We start from the raw sequence: 22,969 nt of genomic DNA on the forward strand, positions 1-22,969 counted from the left end.
CGTGGTTTAGCCTTGATATTGTGCTAAGTCATCAACATTGATAATAAGAAAAATTTTGTGCTTGATAGCGTTAATATAAGCTACAGCGTTAAAACTATTGCAGACACTTAAACAGCTAATAATCAGCAAGGGACATCTCATTGTTATACTCATAAAAAGCGCAGGTATGACTTTAGCCATAACATTATGCTTTGCTACATCACAATCCTCCCCGTATTTGAGTGAAGAATAAGATTGAGCAGCTATTCCTACTGAAATATGCTGTATTGAATTGCTCGAAGGTTTCAAAGGCAAATAACTGAGCGTAAATAAAAACCCGCACTTGGCGGGTTTTTTATGGCTTTAAAATCTTATGCAGATTTTTTCGCTTGGTTATTTTTACGGATGGTAATCATCACCAATTGCACTGCCGCAGGTGTAACCCCCGGAATACGACCAGCTTGCGCAAGCGTTTCAGGACGTACATCTTTCAGTTTTAAAGTGATTTCACGAGATAAACCTGAAACTGCATCATAATCAAAATCGGCAGGAATTTTGGTTTCTTCCAAACGCTTCATTTGTGCCACGTCTTCTTGCTGACGGTTAATGTAACCCGCATATTTCACCGCAATTTCAATTTGCTCACCCACAAATGCAGACACTTCAGAGCCGGTAATTTCAGCAATTTGTGAGAAATTGATATTTGGACGCTTTAACAAATCAATCGCATTGGTTTCTTTAGATAAATCATCACCGGTTAATTCAACAAATTTTTTACCTAAAGCGTTGTTAGGTGCCGCCCAAAGGTGTTGTAAGCGACCTTTTTCAGTTTCAATCGCTTCCATTTTGGCACAATATGCATCCCAACGTGTGTCATCGACTAAGCCCATTTCACGACCAATGGCAGTTAAACGTTGATCCGCGTTGTCTTCGCGCAGCATTAAACGGTATTCGGCACGTGAGGTAAACATACGGTACGGTTCTTTGGTACCTAAAGTAATTAAGTCATCAACCAATACGCCCATGTAGGCTTCGTCACGTTTAGGTGTCCATTGCTCTTGATCCCATGCACGGCGTGCCGCGTTTAGACCTGCAAGTAAACCTTGTGCACCTGCTTCTTCATAGCCTGTGGTACCGTTAATTTGACCAGCAAAGTACAAGTTGTTAATGGCTTTGGTTTCTAAAGAGAATTTTAACGCTTGTGGGTTAAAGTAATCGTATTCGATTGCATAACCTGGACGCAGAATATGCGCGTTTTCCATACCACGGATTGAGCGTACCAATTCAAACTGCACATCAAATGGTAATGATGTCGAGATACCATTTGGATAAAGTTCATGCGTATCTAGACCTTCAGGCTCTAGGAACACTTGATGTGAGTCTTTATCGGCAAATTTATGAATTTTATCTTCAATAGATGGGCAGTAACGTGGACCCACCCCTTCAATGACACCGGTATACATAGGTGAACGATCTAAACCGCCACGAATAATGTCGTGGGTTTTTTCATTGGTATGTGTGATATAGCAGTTGATTTGTTCAGGATGCATTGATGCATCCCCCATGAATGACATGGTTGGAGACGGGAAATCACCCGGCTGCGCAGTCATCACAGAGAAATCAACTGAACGTGCATCAATACGTGGTGGTGTACCTGTTTTTAAACGACCTACCGGTAAGTTTAATTCACGTAAGCGCGCAGCCAATGAAATTGAAGGTGGATCACCGGCACGGCCACCTGATGCATTATTAAGACCAATGTGAATCACACCGCCTAAGAAAGTCCCTGTGGTGAGTACCACAGTTTTGGCATCAAAACGTACGCCCATTTGGGTCACTACGCCTTTTACGGTATCGCCTTCAACAATCAGATCATCTGCTGCTTGTTGGAAAATATCCAAGTTAGCTTGGTTTTCTAATGTTTCACGAATCGCAGCTTTAAAACGTACACGATCGGCCTGTGCACGCGTTGCACGCACCGCAGCACCTTTACGTGAGTTTAAAATACGGAATTGAATACCGCCTTTATCGGCAGCGAGTGCCATTGCACCGCCTAAGGCATCAATTTCACGCACTAAATGTGATTTACCAATACCACCAATCGCTGGGTTACAGCTCATCTGCCCCAAAGTCTCAATGTTATGAGTTAAGAGTAACGTCTGGCGTCCCATACGCGCGGCAGCAAGCGCAGCTTCAGTACCTGCGTGACCGCCACCGATAACAATGACATCATAAACTTTAGGATAGTGCATAGTGGTATTAGAGAGATTGAAAAAGAAGACCGCAGATTATAGCAAAAAATTGCCTCTAAGTTGACATATTGCGAGATTTTCTTTGGCGCAAAAAAATACCCCACCACTGCATTAAAAAGTTCTATTTTTTGAAGATTTAGTTTAAGGTTGCAACTTAGGTTTACAAAAAATGTGCACCATAGATTGTATTCTTTTCGCTATTTTTTATGCTAATAACGACATCCACAGAGGATTAGTCATCATGAATAAGAAGTTTTTAGTTGCCGCTGCTGTATGTGGCCTACTTAGCCCGTTGACCAGCTTTGCCAATGATAAAGTGGCGACTGTTTATCATCCACAAACCTTCCAAAAAATCTGTCAAGACAAAAGCCAAGGTGATTGGGTTGAATTTGCTTATCGCGGCATTATTTGGAATGGCAGCTGTCAAAACCAATTCTTTAGCTCAGACCAAGGGGCTATGATCTATGGTGATGAACCTGAGCTGTTAACGGTCTGCCGTCAAGACCCAAATGCCAAAACCATCAGCATTGAAGGTCGCACTTATCATGGTAAATGTGCCCTAGCATTTAGCCCACCGCGCCCACAAGCAGGCAACCGCTAATTCAATTGGCGTTTATCATAAAATAGCTGCACGTCAGGCTTAAGCTTGATGTGCATTTTGTATGGCTGTCTAGAAATTCAGCCCTATCACCAATTGAGCAGATCAATTACACGCAACACTCGCGGTTTACCCTTGAGGTACGTTACACTAGCACTTTATTTTGTTTTAGGTTACGCCCGTGAAGTGGTTACAAATTCATATTACAGTTGATCAAGCCCAAGTCGATTTTACCGAGACTTTACTCGAGTCTTTAGGTGCGCTGAGTGTTACTTTAGATGATGCTGAAAACCAAGACCTGCTCGAGCCACTTCCGGGTGAAACCCCGCTTTGGAATAAAGTCATTGTCACTGGTATCTATGCACAAGAAGATGGCGAAGAAATTGACGTTGATTCTATTGTGACCTTTATTCAAGCACAAATGCCAGATGCGCCTTTAAGCCACGAGTTTATCGAAGACCAAGAATGGGAACGTACTTGGATGGATGCTTACGAGCCGATCCAAATTAGCGACAATTTCTGGATTGTACCTGAATGGATGACAGCGCCTGATGCTCAAGCCGTTAACCTTAAATTAGATCCAGGTTTAGCCTTTGGTACAGGTAACCATGCGTCAACTTTCTTATGCTTACAATGGTTAGGCAAAACCGATCTTAAAGATAAAATTGTCATCGACTATGGTTGTGGCTCGGGTATTTTAGCGGTTGCAGCCTTATTATTAGGCGCGAAAAAAGTCTATGCGACGGATATTGATCCTCAAGCGGTACTCGCCACCCAACAAAATGCAGAGCTCAACGGTGTAATGAACAACCTTTATGTGGGTTTACCGGATGAGTTTAACGAAACACTCAAAGACCAAAAAGCGGATGTATTTGTTGCCAATATCTTAGCGGGTCCTTTAATGATGCTTGCGCCACAGTTCGCAACTTTAGTGAAATCCGAGGGTGAGTTCGCACTTGCAGGGGTTATTGAAGAGCAAGTATCTGATGTTTCTAATGTTTATTCTGAATTTTTTGATATATTAGAGGTGGAAAAACGCGACGGATACTGGTGCCGTATTTCTGGTAAACGGCAATCTCACTAAAAATATCTTTAACTATGAATAAAAAACAAACCCAATGCCCTGAATGTACAACGATTTATAAAGTTTCTGTTGAACAGCTAACGATTGCTCAGGGCATGGTTTGTTGCCCCAAGTGTTTTTGTAGCTTTAATGCATTATTACACTTGGTTCAAATACCAATTGCACCACCCTCCCCAACAGTGCCACACGCTGCTGCGCTACAGCATGACTATGCACATGAAGCCAATGACCATATCTTAGCGCGTCGTTATCCCCAACAGCATGTGCTGGATATTTTTGATCGTAAGATCGAACATTCTAATATTGACTTATATACCTATTTAAATAACTTAAATTATTTTAGCAGCGAACCGATTCATCATCTCCCTACCCTAAAACTATCTGAAAAGGATCTAAGCACCCCACCTAAACCCGGCTTAGGTTATTATCTAGTGTGGAGCGCCATCAATTTAAGCTTAATGGGCTTTTTGATCTTTCAAGTTTTATGGTTTAACCCGCACATAGTGGCACGCTCCTCAATCTTAAGCCAAGGCTTTCAATTTATATGCAGTCATATCAATTGTGAAAGCCAAGCCGAGCGTTATGAAAAAATTGATATCGATCACCTACGTTTACGCAGTAAAGGGAATCATGTGACTGAATTTCAGGGTGCTTTGATTAATCGCGATAGCAAAAGTATGCCTTTACCGCATTTATTAGTGACAGCACAAACCGAAGCAGGCAAGGTGAAATATATTTTTCAACCGCGTGACTATCTAGAGCAAAAATATCAAGGCATTGAACGTCTGCCTGCCCAAACCCCGTTTAAATTTAGTTTTGAGGTACCCGTGACTAAAAAGCAGTTACAAGAGCCACATTTAGAAATCATTCAACCTTAAGATCAAAAAAAACGATGCAAAGTGCAAAAAAAATTGAAAAAAAATGCACTTTTCTTGCTCACTTTTTCTTAGACAATGGTATTATACGCGCCATTACAGCTTCTGCTGCAAACACCTCGCTTTACGTAAGAACAAATACAACTTCTGCTTGACTGCGCTTTATTTCCCATAACAGCGTACGAGCCGATTTTTTGTTTATTTTTGCCCGTAACAAAAATTCATCTATTGTTACGATCAAAAAAACATCAAAGCATGTGGCTGTGGCAAGCTAGCCTATCTGTTTTAGAGCTTCTGGATTTAAGATCTAAAACCGAGGTTCATTTTATTTTTAGACCACATTGATATATCACTTTATCCCAGTGATATTTTATTTTTCGGATTAATTCGCATGAATAGCAAATCTCCTATTTTTACTGCACAATCTGATGTCGCTTTGCGTATTCACGTAGATCGCGCAGTTCGCCATTATTTTGCACAACTGCAAGGCGAGCAACCATCTCAGGTTTATGACATGGTTCTAGCAGAAATGGAGAAGCCTCTTCTATCTGTTGTTTTAGAATACACGCGTGGTAATCAAACCCGCGCTGCTGAGATTCTAGGCCTTAACCGTGGCACTTTACGTAAAAAGTTGAAAGCTCACGGTTTAATGAGTGAATAAATGATAAAATGCTTGCGGCTTCCGCGGGCATTTTTTTTACCTGCTATTTAGCTTTTTTGTTTTAATCTGTTCCTTGAAAACTGTGACGAAGATCATGACTATTAAACGCGCTTTAATCTCTGTTTCCGACAAAACTGGTATTGTCGAATTTGCACAAAACCTAGTGGCTCTGGGGGTAGAAATTTTATCTACTGGCGGTACATACAAATTGTTGAAAGACAATAATATTGCTGTAGTTGAAGTTTCCGAGCACACTGGTTTCCCAGAGATGATGGACGGCCGTGTAAAAACGCTACATCCGAAAATTCATGGTGGTATCTTAGCTCGTCGTGGTCTAGACGAAGCTGTGATGGCTGAACACAACATTGATGCTATTGATTTAGTGGTTGTGAACCTTTATCCATTTGCTGCAACTGTAGCAAAACCAAACTGTTCTTTAGCTGATGCGATTGAAAACATCGACATCGGTGGCCCAACAATGGTACGTGCTGCGGCAAAAAACCATGCGTCTGTGGGTATCGTGGTCAATGCATCTGACTATGCAACGGTTGTGGCTGAGCTTAAAGCTGAAGGCAGCTTATCTCATGCAACGCGTTTCGACTTAGCAGTTAAAGCATTTGAACATACTGCACAGTATGACGGTATGATCGCATCTTACTTAGGCGCACGCGTTGGCAAAGATGAGGGTCAAGCTGATCAATTTGCACGTACGTTCAATACGCAATTAAATAAAGCACAAGATTTACGTTACGGTGAAAACCCACATCAATCTGCTGCATTCTATGTTGACCCTGCTGCAACTGAAGCCTCTGTTTCGACGGCTAAACAGTTACAAGGTAAAGAACTCTCTTATAACAACATTGCAGACACTGATGCAGCTTTAGAGTGTGTTAAATCATTCGCTAAACCTGCTTGTGTAATCGTTAAACATGCCAACCCATGTGGCGTTGCAGTATCTTTAGACGGCATTCAAGCAGCTTATGACTTGGCTTATGCTACAGATCCAGAATCAGCTTTCGGTGGCATCATTGCCTTCAACCGTGAATTAGACGTTGCAACTGCACAAGCCATTGTCGATCGTCAATTCGTTGAAGTGATTATTGCACCTAGCGTTGCTGAAGGCGTGTTAGAAGTAACTGGCGCCAAGAAAAACGTACGTGTACTTGTATGCGGCGAATTACCAGCCATTGACGAACGTGCTCCACAAATGGACTACAAACGTGTGAATGGTGGTTTACTCGTTCAAGATCAAGACTTAGGCATGATTACTAAAGATGATCTTAAAGTTGTGACCAAACGTGCGCCAACTGAACAAGAAATTGATGACATGATCTTTGCTTGGAAAGTTGCTAAATACGTTAAATCTAACGCAATTGTTTATGCGAAAAACCGTCAAACGATTGGTGTTGGCGCAGGTCAAATGAGCCGCGTAAACTCTGCTCGTATCGCTGCAATCAAAGCTGAACACGCAGGCTTAGTGGTTGAAGGTGCAGTAATGGCATCTGATGCATTCTTCCCATTCCGTGATGGTATTGATAATGCTGCTAAAGCAGGTATCAAGTGCATCATTCAACCGGGTGGTTCTATGCGTGATGAAGAAACAATTGCTGCTGCTGACGAAGCTGGCATTGCAATGGTATTCACAGGCATGCGTCACTTCCGTCACTAATTGATGGATTAAATTGTAATGACAATGTCATTTACATTAAGAGACATAGATTTCTAATCTTGCATAAAGTCCTCTCCTTTAAAGGTTGAGGACTTTATGTCATTTTCGATTCATGGAGTATGAACCGATGAATATTTTAGTTTTGGGTAGTGGCGGTCGTGAACATGCATTGGCATGGAAAATCGCACAAGATGAACAAGTTACACAAGTTTTTGTTGCACCGGGAAATGCGGGTACAGCAACTGAACCAAAATGTGAAAATGTCGCACTGAACATTTTAGATAACACCGCAATTATCGACTTTGCTAAAAACAATGCCATTGAGTTGATCATTGTTGGTCCTGAAGCACCACTGGTAAATGGCGTAGTCGATGCATGTCGCGCGGCAGGTGTGAAAATTTGGGGCCCTACCCAATTTGCAGCACAGTTAGAAGGCTCTAAAGCATTTGCCAAGCACTTCTTAAAACGCCATAACATTCCAACTGCTTTCTATGACGTATTCACAGAAGTCGCTGCTGCTAAAGCATTTGTTGAAAAAAATGGCGCGCCGATCGTGATCAAGGCGGACGGTCTTGCTGCGGGTAAAGGTGTGATCGTTGCGATGACCAACGAAGAGGCATTTGCTGCGATTGATGACATGCTTGCAGGCAACAAATTTGGTGATGCCGGTTCTCGTGTGGTGATCGAAGAATTTTTGGCAGGTGAAGAAGCGTCTTTCATTTGTATGATTGATGGCGACAACATTTTACCAATGGCAACTTCACAAGATCACAAACGTATCTTTGAAGGTGACCAAGGTCCAAACACGGGTGGTATGGGTGCTTACTCGCCTGCGCCTGTGGTGACTGCAGACGTATTTGAAAAAACTATGAATGAAGTGATGCGTCCTACCGTTGAAGGTATGAAAAAAGACGGTCATGTTTATACTGGTTTCTTATACGCAGGCTTGATGATTGATGAACAAGGTCAACCAAAAGTGATCGAGTTCAACTGTCGTTTTGGCGATCCTGAAACTCAGCCAATCATGATGCGTTTAAAATCATCTTTGGTTGATTTGGTTCAAGCTGGTATTGAAGGCAATTTACCTGCTGAAGCCGAATGGGATGAGCGTAAAACGGTTGGTATCGTACTTGCATCTAAGGGCTACCCTGAAACCTCTAGCAATGGCGATGTGATTTCAGGTTTAGACACTGTGATGGCAGATGCAAAAGTATTCCATGCAGGTACGAAAGCGAATGAAAATGGTGATATCGTAACTGCAGGCGGTCGTGTACTTTGTGTGACTGCACTTGGTGATACGATTGGTGAAGCACAAGCCAAAGCTCTAGAACTTTGCCAAAAAGTAACGTTTGACGGCGTTCAATATCGTAAAGATATTGGTTACCGTGCAATTGCGCGTGAAAATGCTTAATCTTAATTTAGATTAAGAAAAAACCCCGCTAAGTGCGGGGTTTTTTTATTTACTATATATTCGCTTAATATAACTAGCGACTTTCTCAATTTCAGGGAAAATTGTTGCCTCAGTAATTCCTAAAATTTCAAGTTGATCGATAATCCTTGCCTTATCACTATGCGGAATAATAATTTTTTTATCCTTAGCCAAAATCAAACTATCATTTAATTTTGCAGGTTTATCTTTCTTAGAATTATTAATCCCAAATAAGAAAAATGCACTATCTTGTCTAATCACACGTTGATTATCCATTTTGGGTTTGACACACAAAACTTTTGACAGTACATCTGGCTCTATACGAGGCTCAAAGTGAGGTTTCTCACTCTGAATTTCATAAGTTAATTTTTTTATATGATAAAAATCATTATATTTTTTGATCATATCATCATAACCATCATCCCAAGGCCATAGATTTTTATCGATCCAACAGGGTTCTTCAAAGTCGTCTGCGACTCTACTTAAATTCGATAAGATACTGACAGTATCACTGTCATAATATTTGATAGATGATTTGGGTACTTTAAAAACTATAAGTTCAGCATCATTCTTTGATTTGGATTGACATGCAAAATATAAAGCAATTAATGGGTTTGTTGTTATATCCAGTAAACGTGTTGGTAATGAGTAATGCTGCATTTTCACAAGAAATTCAAAGGTCGTTTTACAATGCTCAAAATCCTGAGGGCATCTAAGCAACAATTCTTTAAAAATAATATGCTCTTTTTTTATGATTTCATCACGATAAATATAGGGCTCAAGCTTATAGTCTTTATTTGAATGTCCCCTGAAAAAGATTGCATGATCATTCGAAATCAATTCATATTCATTTAATTTTTTTAAAATTTCTGAAACACCAATCTGCTGTTTAGACATATAAAACCCTATGAAAAATTATTTTTCTGTACATCAGTTTATAATATAGATAAACCTTATGCTTTTGCAGATTTAGCTTCTATATGCATATTACAATTCAAACCCCTCGCCTAATCCTCCGCCAATGGCAAGAGTCTGATACTGCCTCATTTATCCAAATGTGTGCAGATGATGATGTTATGCGTTACTTCTATAAAAAACTCAACGCTGAGGAAGCAACTGCATTTATACAACGCTTAAAAGATGACATTGCAAAACGTGGCTGGGGCTTATTTGCCGTAGAACTTAAAAGCACAGGGGAATTCATTGGTTTTATAGGCTTACACCTCCATCCGCCTGAATTTGAAATGGCAGATGCTCCAGAAATTGGTTGGCGTTTATTACCACAATATTGGCATCAAGGTTATGCGACAGAAGGTGCAAAAGCGGTACTGAAATATGCCTTTAGAAAGCTGAGATTAGAAAAAGTCATATCATTTACCGCAACTCAAAACAGCGCGTCGGAACGTGTTATGCAACGCATTGGCATGGAAAAAATCCGTGAGTTTCATCATCCACTTATTCCAGCAGATCACCCTTTAAGCCAACATGTTCTATATGAAATACAGCGTAGTGATTATTTGCATATCCCCTTTTGCTAAACGAGGCATGGCTGATGGCAAACTTAAAGATGAGCACTAAAATAGTTTACTTTCACTTTGACTCAGTCTTTTTTTCATTTTTATCGTCCATTCATCAGCGTTAGCGTTAGCCTTAATCTTTTTATCTCTAAATTGCTTATTTTAAAAGCAATCAGTTTGTGAAGGGATTTCTAAAAATAATGGCACTACTGAGTCAGTTTTAAGCGTTGAAATCTGTAGACAAATGCTAAATATAAAATAGGCAAAAGCATTAGAATAATTGAATACATTTCTTTAATTTAAATTAACTATAGAAAATTTATAGTATTGTGCAAATTTTACTTCATATATTTTTGACTCATTGATAAAAACTTAAGTTTTACGCCATGATTTAAGCAGCACTATACTTGGTTATATCAATTTTTAAGATAAGGATTAGACAAAATCTTATAAAGGTGTAACTAATAACAATTGGTTATTTTTTAACAAAATAAAAATTATTAATCTCTTGTTTTATCAAATCTTTTTTATTTATACTGTATACTTCTTATGCATTTTATTAGATAAAGACAACTTCTTTATCCACTATATCGAATATTGTTTTATTGTTATGATGCAAAAAAGTTGCTGCGGTTTAAACGGGTTTTATATGCTGTACCTAACTCTCTCCTAAAAACTGTTTAAATTGCAGCACTGCCACTTAAGCTGGGTTAAATCCGCATAAATTTTAAACTTCACAAGCGAAGATGCGTGCTTTAACATTGGGTTAAATTTAATCAGGACGAACATATGAAAAAGCTTATCGGTCTTGCTTTAGGTGCCTCTGTTGCCCTAACAGGTTGTGGTCAATCTGAAGCACCGCAAAAAGATGCTGCTCAATCAGGTGAATTACAAACAATTACAATGGCATCTACAGGTTCTGATGGCGATGTGTGGCGTTATATTGCAACTCTACCTGAAACCAAAGCTGCAGGTATTAAATTAGAAGTTAAAAACTTCAATGACTACGTTGCAATGAACACGGCTGTGGCCAATAAAGAAATTGATGTCAACACGTTCCAATCATATAACTATATGGTGGCGTACAATACAGAAACCACAGACAAAAAAGTGGCTGCTGTATCGACAACTTATATTGAGCCAATGGGTATTTATTCAGATAAATACAAAAAAATTGATCAATTCCCTGCCAATGCAACCATTGCAATCCCTAACGATGCAGCCAACGAAGCACGTTCATTATCGTTATTACAAACTGCGGGTTTAATTAAACTTAAATCAGATTTCAGCCCAATCTTAGGTACTACCAAAGATGTGGTTGAAAATCCAAAGAACATCACTTTAAAAACTATTCCAATGGCAACTGCGGTACGTGTAAAAAGTGAAGTCGATGCAATTGTGTTAGGTAATACCTTGGCAATGGAAGGTGGCTTAAACGTACTGAAAGATGCGGTATTCTATGAGCCAGTCGATCAATCAACGAAGCTTTATGTCAACTTATTGGTGACGGCTGAAGGTCGTGAAAACGATCCTTTACTGCAAAAGTTAGGTGCGCTATATCACACAGAAGCGGTGAAAAAATATGTGGCTGATAACTTCGGTGGTACAAAAATTGATGTAAATAAACCGATGAGCTATTTTGCTGACGTAAAATAGTCCTATAATCAGCTTTTATAAAATAGGCAAAGCAATTTGCCTATTTTTTTCTTTTTTGGCAAATGTTGACGATATGATTCAATTTAAAAACATTTCAAAACACTACCAGCTTAAAGGTCAAACTTTACGCGCCTTAAACCAAATTAATTTGGAAATTCCAGAAGGCAGTATTTTTGGCATTATTGGCTATAGTGGTGCAGGTAAAAGTACCTTAATCCGTTTGATTAACTTACTCGAGCGCCCAAGTGAAGGCCAAGTGATTGTCAATGGACAAGACTTAACTGCGCTAGATGCAAAATCATTACGTCAGCAACGTAGCAATATTGGCATGATCTTCCAGCATTTTAACTTAATGCAAACCAAGACTGTGGCTGCCAATATTGAAATGCCAATGCAGCTTTTGGGCTGGAGCAAAGCCGAGCGCGAAAAGCGTTTAGAAGAATTACTGGATTTTATTGATTTAAAACATAAGCGTAATGCTTATCCAGATGAATTATCTGGTGGTCAAAAGCAACGTGTGGGTATTGCGCGTGCCCTTGCCAATCATCCTAAAATTTTACTCTGTGATGAAGCCACTTCTGCACTTGACCCACAAACTACGCAATCGGTATTACAACTCTTGAAAAAGATCAATCAAGAGCAAAGCATTACCATTGTGATGGTCACCCATGAAATGGATGTGATTGAATCGGTATGTGACCATGTGGCGGTGATGGAACAAGGTCAAGTGATTGAAATGGGTAATACCCTGTCTATCTTTAGCCAACCGCAACATCCAACCACCAAAACCTTTATTCAAACGGTATTGCAGCAGCATTTACCGGTAAATATTTTAAATAATTTAGAAAATAAGAATCAGCATAGTATTTATAGCCTGCAATTCTTGGGGACATCCGCACAAGAAACTGTGGTGCAAGCGGTGATTAAACAGTTTGATATTAGCTTAAACATTTTATTTGCCAATATGACCGAAATTGATGGTTCGGTGATTGGACAAATGTTTGTGCAGTTATTGGGTGATGAACGTATCATTCAACAAGCAATTGACTTTTTACAAGCGCGTGGCGTGAAAGTGGAACAAGCAGGAGTACAAGCATGAGAGATTTAATTGTTGCTTGGCTCACCGATGTTACTGCGCCATTTTGGAAAAGTTCGCTTTCAATTGACCAATTTGTCACGGCCTTACAAGAAACCATGCACATGGTGTTTTTTGCACTGTTGTTTGGTTGTATTTGGGGCTTTATTCAAGCGATTATTTTGTTGGTGACACGCCCCGAAGGCATTTTACCCAATAAAATTATCTATCATGGCTTAAACCCGATTGTAAATGCGTTACGTTCGTTGCCGTTTATTATTTTATTAATTGCCGTGATTCCATTAACCAAGTTCTTAGTGGGCAGTTCGATTGGTACATGGGCTGCGATTGTGCCACTGACTATTTATATTGGGCCATACATTGGACGCTTAATTGAAATCTCATTGCTTGAAGTAAACGAAGGGATTATTGAGTCAGCGCAAGCCATGGGTGCAACGCCAATGCAAATTATCTTTAAATTTGTTTTGCCTGAAGCACGTAGCTCGTTAATTCTTAACCTCACTACAGCCACGATTAGCTTAATTGGTGCCACTGCCATGGCAGGTGCTGTGGGTGCCGGTGGTATTGGTGATTTGGCTATTTCTTATGGTTACCAACGTTTTGATACCTCTGTGGTAATCCTCACCGTGATTGTGCTGTTAGTTTTAGTCCAAATTGTACAAATGACGGGTGAATGGTTAGCAAAACTACGCTAATCATCACTTAAATAATAGCCCTCACCATGAGGGCTTTATTTTTGCCCATAAAATACGTCAAGACTAAAAGAATAGCCGCTGAACATGATAAAATAACGCCAGTTTTAGCAAGGATTCATCTATGCACTTTGTCCATCTTGGTATTCATACAGAATTTTCAATCACGGAATCTATTGTACGTGTGCCAGAGCTTGTAAAAGCCGCAGCCAGTGATGATATGCCGGCATTGGCCCTGACAGATTTATCCAATCTGCATGCTGCGGTTAAATTTTATAAAAAATGCTTGGACAAAGGCATTAAACCCATCTTAGGTTCAGAAATCCGCCTGAATGATGCCGAACATCGTGTCACTTTGTTATCGATGAGCAATAAGGGTTGGCGTAATTTAACCGAAGTGGTGTCACGCGGTTATATTGAAGGTCAACAGCTCGATATTCCTTGCGTGCAAAAAGATTGGGTCTTAGAACAGCACCAAGACATGATTGTACTGCTGGGTGTGAATAGTGATGTGGGCAAAATGCTCGTTTCATCCAATCCACAAAAAGCTGAACCTTTATTAGAAGAATGGGTGGCTCGCTTTGGCAATCGCGTTTATTTAGCCTTAACCCGTACCAATCGCCCTTATGAAGATGATTTTATCAGTGAAGCGGTCAAACTGGCGCGTAAATACAATATTGGTGTTGTGGCACACAATGACGTGCACTTTATTCATGCCGATGACTATGAAGCCCACGAAGCGCGTGTCTGTATTGCCGATGGTTATGTCCTAGGTGATAGCCGTCGTCCAAAACGCTATAGCCCTGACCAATATTTTAAAACTGCAGCGGAAATGACCGAGCTGTTTGCCGATATTCCCTCTGCGATTGAAAATACCTACCATATTGCACGGCGCTGTAACGTCACCTTACGCTTAGGTTTTAACGACTTACCGGATTACCCAATTCCCGAAGGTCATACCATTGATACCTTCTTTGCGCATTTATCCGAAGAAGGTTTAGAAGAACGCTTAGACTTTTTATATCCCCCCGAACAACGTGGTGAAGATTGGCCAGAAATACGTAAACCTTATGATGAGCGTTTAGCCTTTGAGATTAATATTATTAACTCAATGGGTTTCCCCGGCTACTTTCTGATCGTGATGGACTTTATTCAATGGTCTAAAAATAACGGTGTACCGGTCGGGCCGGGTCGTGGTTCGGGTGCCGGTTCTTTGGTGGCCTATAGCTTAAAAATTACCGATCTTGATCCACTGCGTTATGACCTACTGTTTGAACGTTTCTTAAACCCAGAACGTGTCTCGATGCCGGACTTTGACGTGGACTTCTGTATTGCCGGTCGTGACCGCGTCATTGATTATGTGGCGCGTACCTATGGCCGTGATGCGGTATCGCAAATTGCCACCTTTGGTACCATGGCAGCCAAGGGTGCGATTCGTGACGTGGCACGGGTATTGGGTAAATCTTATGGTTTAGCCGATCGTATTTCTAAAATGATTCCAACCAAACCCTTAGGTTTGAGTTTACAAGAATCAATTGAAGCTGAACCACAACTCAAAGACATCGTCACCAATCCGTCCAACCCTGATCATGACGATGCCGCTGAAATTTGGGAAATGGCGCTTAAACTTGAAGGCATTACCCGTAACACCGGTAAACATGCCGGTGGTGTGGTGATTGCACCCACCAAGCTGACTGACTATTCAGCCGTCATGTGTGATGCCGACGGTACCAACCGTGTCGCACAGTTTGATAAAGACGATGTTGAGTCTGCAGGTCTAGTTAAATTTGACTTCTTGGGTTTACGTAACTTAACCGTGATTGAAGATGCGGTTCAGCATATTAATCGCCGTGCAGACATCACCAAACCCGTGGATATTTCTTTAATTCCACTGGATGATAAAGCAGCCTATGCTGTGTTTGCCGAAGCCAATACCACGGCGGTATTCCAGTTTGAATCCGTGGGCATGAAAAAAATGCTCAAAGAAGCACGCCCAAGTAAATTTGAAGAAATTATTGCCTTCGTATCGCTGTATCGTCCAGGGCCAATGGATCTGATTCCTGACTTTATCCATCGTATGCATGGGGGTGAGTTTGAATATTTGCATCCACTTTTAGAGAGTGTATTAGAACCTACCTACGGGATTATGGTCTATCAGGAACAGGTGATGCAGGCGGCGCAGTTCTGTGCCGGCTATAGCTTAGGGGGTGCCGATTTACTACGCCGTGCCATGGGTAAGAAAAAGCCCGAAGAAATGGTCAAGCAACGTAAAATCTTTATTGAAGGCGCGGCCAAAAAAGATATCGATACCGATACCGCCAACCATATCTTTGACTATATGGAAAAATTCGCAGGCTATGGTTTTAACAAATCGCATGCGGCGGCTTATGCCTTAGTTGCTTATCAAACCGCATGGCTTAAAGCGCATTACCCTGCCGAATTTATGTCTGCGGTGATGACCTCAGAGATGCAGAACACCGATAACGTGGTGTTTTTAATTGATGACTGTCGTATTAATGGCTTAGATGTCCTACCGCCTTCAGTCAATATGTCGCTGTATAACTTCCATGCAGTCGATGAAAAAACCATTGTCTATGGTTTAGGTGCGATTAAAGGCGTGGGCGAAGCGGCGATGCAATCGGTGATTGAGTCGCGCCAAAGCCAAGGGCCATATCAAGACTTATTTGACTTCTGCCACCGTATTGATTTGAAAAAAATCAATAAACGTACCTTAGAAGCCTTAATTCGTGCCGGTGCTTTAGATTGCCTCGGCATTGAACGTGCAGACTTAATGGCACAGTTACCAGAAGCGGTACAAGCAGCCGATCAAGCGCGTCAAAACCGCGAAACTGGCATCATGGACTTGTTTGGCGAAGTCGCCGAAGTGCAACGTAAACCGGCAAAACCTGTCAAGCCGTGGTCGGATGAAGTGCGTCTAAAAGGCGAAAAAGACACTTTAGGCTTATACCTGACCGGTCATCCAATTGATGTTTACCGTAGCGAGCTTAAAGCCTTTATTCCAAGTAAACTGAATGAACTGACCCCAACCCGTCGCGGTGTCACCACAGTATTTGCCGGCTTAGTGCTTGATGTTGCCAATTTCCCCAATCGTATGGTGGTCACGCTTGATGATGGTACGGCGCGAATTGAAGTATCCTGTAATCATGAACGCTTCCAACGCTTTAAAGACATTGTCCAAGTTGAAAAAGTCGTGGTGATTGAAGGCGAAATCTACGAACGGGAAGGTTTTGACCGTCCAATGGGTCGTTTAACCAAAGCCTTTGTCTTAAATGATATTCGTCAAAAACGTGCCAATTGCATTAAAATTCAACTCTTGCCTGAGCATATTAGTAAGAACTTTGCCAAAGATTTCGCGCAAATTTTATTGCCATTTTGCAATGTGGATATGTGTCAGCATATTCCATTACAACTGCAATTGGATTATGACTATGCCCGCGCCGATTTAAACTTAGGTGTAAATTGGAAAGTCGCGCCTTTAGATGATTTACTCGCAAAACTGCGTGATTATTTTGGTAAAGATAGCATTCGTGTTGAATACCAAGTGAAATCCAAAGCCGCTAAAGCTGCACCAATGCAATATGGTCAGCCTGTCCAAGTGGCAGCGCCACCACCGGCACAAAGTATTGAAGATGCTTTAGACGCGTATAATGATCAGCTGCAACAACAATATTCTTAAATGAACTTCGGATCTTACATGAACCAATTTGATAATAACGCACTCAATGCAACGCTCTCCCACGTTCGCATTGTCATGGTGAATACGACATTACCAGCCAACATTGGTAGTGCCTTGCGTGCCATGAAAACCATGGGTTTAAGCAAACTGGTGTTAGTGGCACCCAAAACCTATCCACATCCAGATATTAATGCTTTGGCCGCAGGCGCAACTGATTTAATCGAACAAATTGAAATTGTAGACAGCCTAGAAGACGCGATTAAAGATTGCCATATTGTGTTTGGCACTAGTGCGCGTAGCCGTACCATTCCTTGGCCACTGCTAGATGCGCGCCCTGCAGCACAAAAATCCATGCAAGCAGTGATTCAACAGCAACAAGAAGTGGCTGTGATTTTTGGTCGCGAAGACCGTGGTCTCACCAACGAAGAACTCGCGCTTGCCAATTATCATGTCACTATTCCAGTGAATACAGATTATGGTGTGCTCAATGTCGCGCAAGCCATTCAAGTGATTTGCTATGAAATGCGTATGGCGGCTTTGGATTTAGCCAATATGCCAACCGATGACACGGCTGATATGCAAGTGATTGATGGCCATCACATGCATTGGGATGAACCTTTAGTGACCCATAAAGACATGGATAAATTCTATCCGCATTTAGAGCAAATGCTGGCAGAAATTGAATTTATGGATCCAAATAATAAACGATTATTGCCTTTACGCTTGCGTCGTCTTTTTGGACGTATACAATTGGATAAAATGGAATATCACCTCCTACGCGGCATTTTTAGCCGTGTACAGGCAATGCGTCATGGAACATGGAAACCATCGGGTAAATCTACCCCAGATCATGAGGATCAGTCCTAATGCTTAAACAGCTCAAAGAAGATATACAAGCTGTATTCGCGCGAGATCCTGCCGCTCGCAATACTTTAGAAGTACTTACTACTTACCCCGGTATTCATGCCTTAATTATGCACCGTATGGCACATGAATTATGGAAAAAAGAGTGTAAAGGCTCAGCGCGCCTACTGTCATCATTTAGCCGCTTTGCTACTGGCATCGAAATTCATCCTGGTGCAAAAATTGGTCGTCGCTTTTTTATTGACCACGGTATGGGTGTGGTGATTGGTGAAACTGCAGAAATTGGTGATGATGTTACCCTATATCATGGTGTGACCTTAGGTGGCACCACATGGAATAAAGGCAAACGTCATCCAACCTTAGAAGATGGCGTGATTGTTGGCGCAGGTGCCAAAATCTTAGGCCCATTTACTGTAGGTAAAAATGCCAAGGTGGGTTCTAATGCCGTGGTGACCAAAGAAGTACCGCCAGAAACCACTGCTGTGGGTAATCCGGCACGTTTTATCAGCAAAGATAAAACCGCCAATGAGGATGAAAGTCGCCGCCGTGATTATGCACAAAGCATTGGTTTTCAGCCTTATGCTGCGACCCAAGATCAAACCGATCCAATGCTCGAAGGCATGCGCGTATTATTAGACCGTATTCAGCATAATGAACAACGCATGAACTTGTTATGTCAGCGTTTGTCTTTACTTGATCCAACCTTTAACAAATCTTCAGCCAACGCACAGCCATTTAGTGAAGCAGAGTTAAAAATTATTGACGAAGTTCGCCGCGAATGCGAAGCACAGAGCAGCTTAAGCAAATAAGCTTTTCGGTTTCAATATGTAGTCCGACTTGCATGTTCGTCAGAGTTTTTTTAGACTGACGAACAGTTTAAACCCTTATGTTTACAATAAATTGAATGGATCACCATGATGAAATTAACGCCATTGGCATGTGCTTTTGTTGCAGCCTCACTTCTTGTTGGCTGCGCAAGTACAGCAAGCAAAAATAATTCTAACGGCAATACTATCGTTTTTGCAGAACCTGAACTTTCTGCGCCTTTTTACCCGCTGAATCCTCTCAATTATGAACAACCTTCTGCCTTTGAACTAGCACTCATTGCTGCGGCCAAGCAACCCGTGACCAAAATGGTGGTGAATCGTCAAGATGATCCAAGTCGCAAATTGACTTTAGACAGCAACAAGCTGATTATTCCAACTGTAAATAGCAGTCAGCGCAATATGAGTTATGCTGCCTTGGCAGGTAGCAATCAGATTGATATTACCGACATCGATGACTTTTTAAATATGGTGGAAGGTAAAGCGCGTCATTATCCACCGCGCTTTAGCGACCGTAAAGAACGTCGTGGTTTTGAATATAAACTCAAGCAAGTCAGCGCTCAACTCGACACCTTAGCTGCTGCGCCAAATGCCTCATTTGACGTATTATTGCGTGCATTTAAAGCCAGTGTGATGGGACGTAACCTTGATTTAGGCTCGGTGTATACCACCAAATCTTTAAACTATGCACAAAAGATTTTAAAGATGAATCCAAATGATCCAGAAGTGAATTTCTGGTTTGGTTTTGCCTTATCTGAAGGTGGCGGTCAACGAGAAGCGATTCCGTATTTAGACAAAGCCATGCAAGCAGGTGTACAAGAGGCTTATCTTTCTGCGGCAAATAATTATATTGCCATGGAACAAAAGAAAAATGCCGTGCAAACCTTAAAAAACTATAAAGTCAAATATCCGCAAGAAGCAGCAGTTGCCGATCGCTTAATTCAAGAAATTGAAAAGCAAGGTCGCTGGAATGTTTGGCAAGTGATGAATAAATAAATGTAATTTTTTGCAAAAAGACCGCCTAATGCGGTCTTTTTTTTATGATTTTAGCTGCGATTAAGCTTAAAGATCACGTATCATCAAAATTATTTTTCCATTTTGCAGCATGACATGAATAAATTTCTCTTGCTCAGTATTGCAAGTACGCTGTTGCTGTCTGGTTGCCAGGTGGTCAGCGTCAAGAGTCAAGCATTAAATGTCACCATTGCCAATGAGCGTGACAGTATTTTAACACGCAATCAGCTCAGTGAAGCCAGTTTAAATGTCTTATCCATGACGGGTCGTGAAGCCAAAACCTGTAGCAACATGCCAGAGCAATGCGTATCGGAATTGCAAGAGATTCCACAAATTCAAGATGAACAGCTGTTCTCGACCGCCAGTGAAATTTATTTAGCCAAAGCCATAGAGTTAGATAAATCTACTGAATGTAAAAGCGGTATCATTAACAGTGTACAATCCAAAGATAAACAACAACAAAAACAGTTGGCACAGCAGCATTGTCTTGACCAACAACTTACGATGCTGGATAAAAGTCTACGCTATAGCTACGCCTATATGTTCCAAAGCAAGCGTGCCCCAGAAGATCGTATTTTTGATAACCGCCAAGTACAAATTCGTGATTTTTATAATCAATCGATTGCCAAAATGATCAGCGTATATGCGCTGCGCCATAAACCTACTCACGTCCCGAGTACCATTCAAGTCGGACAAAGCCGTTATCATTTAAATTTTGATGCCTATCCTGAACTCAAGAACCAGCCCATTGAACAGTTGATTTCAACTTATAATTTAAATTTCTCGGGCTTACGTTCTATCACCCGTCGCGATGGTTTTGGTTCTGAATTTGCTGTGGTTTTACCAGAAAATCGAGCAGAACGCCCAACACCGTATATTGTTGATCCCTTGCGTTATGCCTACAAAAATGGTGTCAATCCAAATATTCATGCAGCGCGTTATTTAGCTGCCACCATCACCGCGCAGCCCAAAGGCACACAATCCGTAGAGCGTATTTTAAATCATAGTGATTTTGAGCTGTCTGCCTTTGATCCTTATCAATATGACAGTGTTAAAGTTGACCGTAAAACCTACCCATTGGCCGCTAACTTTTCTGCACCTTATGGTTTATGGTTGGCACAAAATAATTTGGGTAAATCGGCTTATTTAAGTTTGATTGATCGTGATGATCGCCTGACCATGCCGCATTTATATATGCTTGAGCCTTATAACCCAAACAAAAAAGTCATTATTTTGGTACATGGCTTAGCCAGCAGCCCTGAAGCATGGGTGCGTTTAACCAATGATATGATGGGTGATCCCGTATTACGTGAACATTATCAAGTTTGGCAAGTGTTCTATTCCACCAATATGCCGATTATTGAAAGTCGTTTTCAGATTTATGCCCTATTAAACCAAGCCTTTGCCCAAGTCCATGCGCAAGCCGCTGCTAAAAATGGAGCGGTATTGGTCGGGCATAGTATGGGTGGCATTATTTCACGACTTTTGGTCAGCGACGCTGACATTACCCAACAGACTTTGGCCTTGATGAACTCACGTCAGCTCAATCAATATCGTAATTTACCTATTGTACGGCAACGTATGTTGATGAAATCTATTCCCAATATTGAACGTGCTATTTTCTTAGCCTCACCGCATCGTGGTACGGATTTCGCTGACCGTTGGTTTACCAAAGCCGCACGTAAAATTATTAAATTACCAGGTGCGTTCTTAACTGCAATTGGGGATGCACTATTAGATGAAGATCCGAGTTTAAAAGAATTGTGGAAACATATTGATCATAGTTTGATTCAAAATGGCCCAAGTGATTTAAGTCATCGTTCTAAATTTATTCAACTGACCCAAGATATTCAGCCTCGTGCTGGGCTGCCCTTCCATAGCATCATTGGTAATAACACGGGTTTAGATGATCCACTTAAAATCAATGATGATGTCGTACCCTATCAAAGTGCCCATTTAGCGAATGCGCGTTCGGAAAAAGTGATTCGTGGCAGCCACTCTATTCAAGAAACGCCCGAAGCAGTATTAGAACTACGCCGTATTTTACGCCTGCATTTAGCTGAAAAAGGCTTATATAAACCTTAAATACAAAAAGCCGAAGTCAGTCACTTCGGCTTTTTTGCGGCTTCAAGCTTCGCTCTAATTAAGCCAACTCAGCCTGCGCTTGTTTTTTTAAGCTTTGCTCGTGAACGCGCTGACATTCATCAAGTGCCAATTCGTAATAAGCTAAACCTTCTTTGACCGCTGCAAAAGCTTGTTGCTGCATCTCGACATTATGATTCGCCAAACGTTTAATTAGCTCCATCGCTTCATAAGGATGTAAATCATCATAATGCGCATGCGCACGTAACCACGCAATGGTGCGTTTATTAATATTAATTTCAGGATGATCGGCATAAGTCTGAATGCCTTGATAGACACGGCTGCTCCAGTCACCTGTCGCCCATTCAATGGCTAAATTGGTGGCAGCTAAAGCTTCGGCCAAATTACCGCGGGTATTATTGCTCCACAAAAAATGGTTCACGGCGTTCATAGCTGCATTGGGCTTGACATTGTCTAACTCTTCTACGGTTAAACCAAAGCCTGCCGCCCAATCACGGTACCAATTCAAATGACGCTCTTCAACTTTAATATTTTGAATCAGCCAATCGCGTGCTTCATTGACCCCAGGCTCAGAGAAATTGGTGGCTTTGGCTAAAGCTAAAGACATATAAGACGGAAAATGTGCGACCAAAGGATAAAAATTGAGTAAAGCATAGCGAAAACTTTCTAAAGTTAAACGACCCTTTGCCATATTGATAAAAAATGGGTGCTGACTAATACGGTCTTTAAATGGAATTAAATCGTCCCAAAATTTTTGTGACCACGCGTTATGTGGTGTGATTTGCAGTTCATCATTGTATTTTGTACTCATTTCATTCCCCGAGGTATTGGTTTTTGAGTCATTTTTTGGCATTTACACTGTATTTTTATAAGATTATTCACTTTAAATTCATAGTAAATTAAAGCATGACACATGCAAAAAGCGACACAAATCACAGCTTATTAAAAATTTGCAATCT

Annotated in this window: 18 protein-coding genes; 15 read left to right on the top strand and 3 right to left on the bottom strand. The window is 41.1% G+C overall.

Going from position 1 to position 22,969, the window contains the following annotated elements; translation table 11 throughout:
• Positions 1 to 350 precede the first annotated feature (350 nt).
• On the bottom strand, positions 351 to 2,231 hold the full coding sequence (gene mnmG / locus CYK47_RS01115; RefSeq protein ID WP_122898080.1) for a tRNA uridine-5-carboxymethylaminomethyl(34) synthesis enzyme MnmG: 1,881 nt from the start codon (positions 2,229 to 2,231) through the stop codon (positions 351 to 353).
• Between the two features lie 241 nt (positions 2,232 to 2,472).
• On the opposite strand from mnmG, the gene CYK47_RS01120 reads away from it, so the two are divergent.
• The 6 genes from CYK47_RS01120 (at position 2,473) to purD (ending at position 8,529) form a co-directional block, all read left to right on the top strand.
• Entirely contained in the window at positions 2,473 to 2,832 is a 360-nt protein-coding gene (locus tag CYK47_RS01120) for a hypothetical protein (RefSeq protein WP_122898082.1), read from the top strand.
• Between the two features lie 178 nt (positions 2,833 to 3,010).
• Entirely contained in the window at positions 3,011 to 3,913 is a 903-nt protein-coding gene (prmA, locus tag CYK47_RS01125) for a 50S ribosomal protein L11 methyltransferase (RefSeq protein WP_122898084.1), read from the top strand.
• 14 nt (positions 3,914 to 3,927) lie between these two features.
• On the top strand, positions 3,928 to 4,791 hold the full coding sequence (locus CYK47_RS01130; RefSeq protein ID WP_122898148.1) for a DUF3426 domain-containing protein: 864 nt from the start codon (positions 3,928 to 3,930) through the stop codon (positions 4,789 to 4,791).
• 388 nt (positions 4,792 to 5,179) lie between these two features.
• Positions 5,180 to 5,449, top strand: coding sequence for a DNA-binding transcriptional regulator Fis (gene fis / locus CYK47_RS01135; RefSeq protein WP_001086304.1), 270 nt, complete (start codon positions 5,180 to 5,182; stop codon positions 5,447 to 5,449).
• A 94-nt stretch (positions 5,450 to 5,543) separates the two neighbouring features.
• The gene (purH, locus tag CYK47_RS01140; protein ID WP_122898087.1) at positions 5,544 to 7,118 is read left to right on the top strand and encodes a bifunctional phosphoribosylaminoimidazolecarboxamide formyltransferase/IMP cyclohydrolase; all 1,575 of its coding nucleotides are present in this window, start codon (positions 5,544 to 5,546) and stop codon (positions 7,116 to 7,118) included.
• Between the two features lie 127 nt (positions 7,119 to 7,245).
• On the top strand, positions 7,246 to 8,529 hold the full coding sequence (purD, locus tag CYK47_RS01145) for a phosphoribosylamine--glycine ligase (protein ID WP_122898150.1): 1,284 nt from the start codon (positions 7,246 to 7,248) through the stop codon (positions 8,527 to 8,529).
• Positions 8,530 to 8,574: 45 nt separating this feature from the next.
• Here the strand turns inward: purD and CYK47_RS01150 are convergent, their stop codons facing one another.
• Positions 8,575 to 9,444 (bottom strand): FRG domain-containing protein, encoded by an 870-nt coding sequence (locus CYK47_RS01150; protein ID WP_122898089.1) that lies wholly within the window; start codon positions 9,442 to 9,444, stop codon positions 8,575 to 8,577.
• A gap of 83 nt (positions 9,445 to 9,527) precedes the next feature.
• On the opposite strand from CYK47_RS01150, the gene CYK47_RS01155 reads away from it, so the two are divergent.
• The 9 genes from CYK47_RS01155 to CYK47_RS01195 all read left to right on the top strand — a co-directional run bounded on the left by CYK47_RS01155 (position 9,528) and on the right by CYK47_RS01195 (position 21,992).
• Entirely contained in the window at positions 9,528 to 10,085 is a 558-nt protein-coding gene (locus CYK47_RS01155) for a GNAT family N-acetyltransferase (RefSeq protein WP_122898091.1), read from the top strand.
• A 768-nt stretch (positions 10,086 to 10,853) separates the two neighbouring features.
• Positions 10,854 to 11,720: a MetQ/NlpA family ABC transporter substrate-binding protein gene (locus tag CYK47_RS01160; protein ID WP_122898093.1), complete on the top strand. Its 867-nt coding sequence runs from the start codon at positions 10,854 to 10,856 to the stop codon at positions 11,718 to 11,720.
• A gap of 73 nt (positions 11,721 to 11,793) precedes the next feature.
• On the top strand, positions 11,794 to 12,819 hold the full coding sequence (locus tag CYK47_RS01165) for a methionine ABC transporter ATP-binding protein (RefSeq protein WP_122898095.1): 1,026 nt from the start codon (positions 11,794 to 11,796) through the stop codon (positions 12,817 to 12,819).
• Positions 12,816 to 13,511 carry a methionine ABC transporter permease gene (locus tag CYK47_RS01170; RefSeq protein ID WP_122898097.1) on the top strand — a complete coding sequence of 232 codons (696 nt, stop codon included), beginning with the start codon at positions 12,816 to 12,818 and terminating at the stop codon, positions 13,509 to 13,511. Before CYK47_RS01165 ends, CYK47_RS01170 begins: the two co-directional genes overlap by 4 nt.
• Positions 13,512 to 13,632: 121 nt before the next feature.
• A complete protein-coding gene (gene dnaE / locus CYK47_RS01175) occupies positions 13,633 to 17,205 on the top strand; it encodes a DNA polymerase III subunit alpha (RefSeq protein WP_122898099.1) in 3,573 nt (1,190 codons plus the stop codon).
• Positions 17,206 to 17,223: 18 nt separating this feature from the next.
• Entirely contained in the window at positions 17,224 to 18,072 is an 849-nt protein-coding gene (locus tag CYK47_RS01180; RefSeq protein WP_122898101.1) for an RNA methyltransferase, read from the top strand.
• The gene (gene cysE / locus CYK47_RS01185; protein WP_122898103.1) at positions 18,072 to 18,878 is read left to right on the top strand and encodes a serine O-acetyltransferase; all 807 of its coding nucleotides are present in this window, start codon (positions 18,072 to 18,074) and stop codon (positions 18,876 to 18,878) included. The genes CYK47_RS01180 and cysE overlap by 1 nt, the downstream gene beginning before the upstream one ends.
• 108 nt (positions 18,879 to 18,986) lie before the next feature.
• Positions 18,987 to 19,889, top strand: a complete 903-nt coding sequence (locus CYK47_RS01190; protein ID WP_122898105.1) for an ABUW_2363 family tetratricopeptide repeat lipoprotein — start codon at positions 18,987 to 18,989, stop codon at positions 19,887 to 19,889.
• 114 nt (positions 19,890 to 20,003) lie between these two features.
• Entirely contained in the window at positions 20,004 to 21,992 is a 1,989-nt protein-coding gene (locus tag CYK47_RS01195) for an alpha/beta hydrolase (RefSeq protein WP_122898107.1), read from the top strand.
• A gap of 58 nt (positions 21,993 to 22,050) precedes the next feature.
• On the opposite strand, the gene CYK47_RS01200 is transcribed toward CYK47_RS01195, so the two are convergent.
• Positions 22,051 to 22,821, bottom strand: coding sequence for an iron-containing redox enzyme family protein (locus CYK47_RS01200; RefSeq protein ID WP_122898152.1), 771 nt, complete (start codon positions 22,819 to 22,821; stop codon positions 22,051 to 22,053).
• Positions 22,822 to 22,969 lie beyond the last annotated feature (148 nt).

It is taken from the genome of Acinetobacter sp. B51(2017) (assembly GCF_003711395.1).
GTDB lineage: Bacteria > Pseudomonadota > Gammaproteobacteria > Pseudomonadales > Moraxellaceae > Acinetobacter.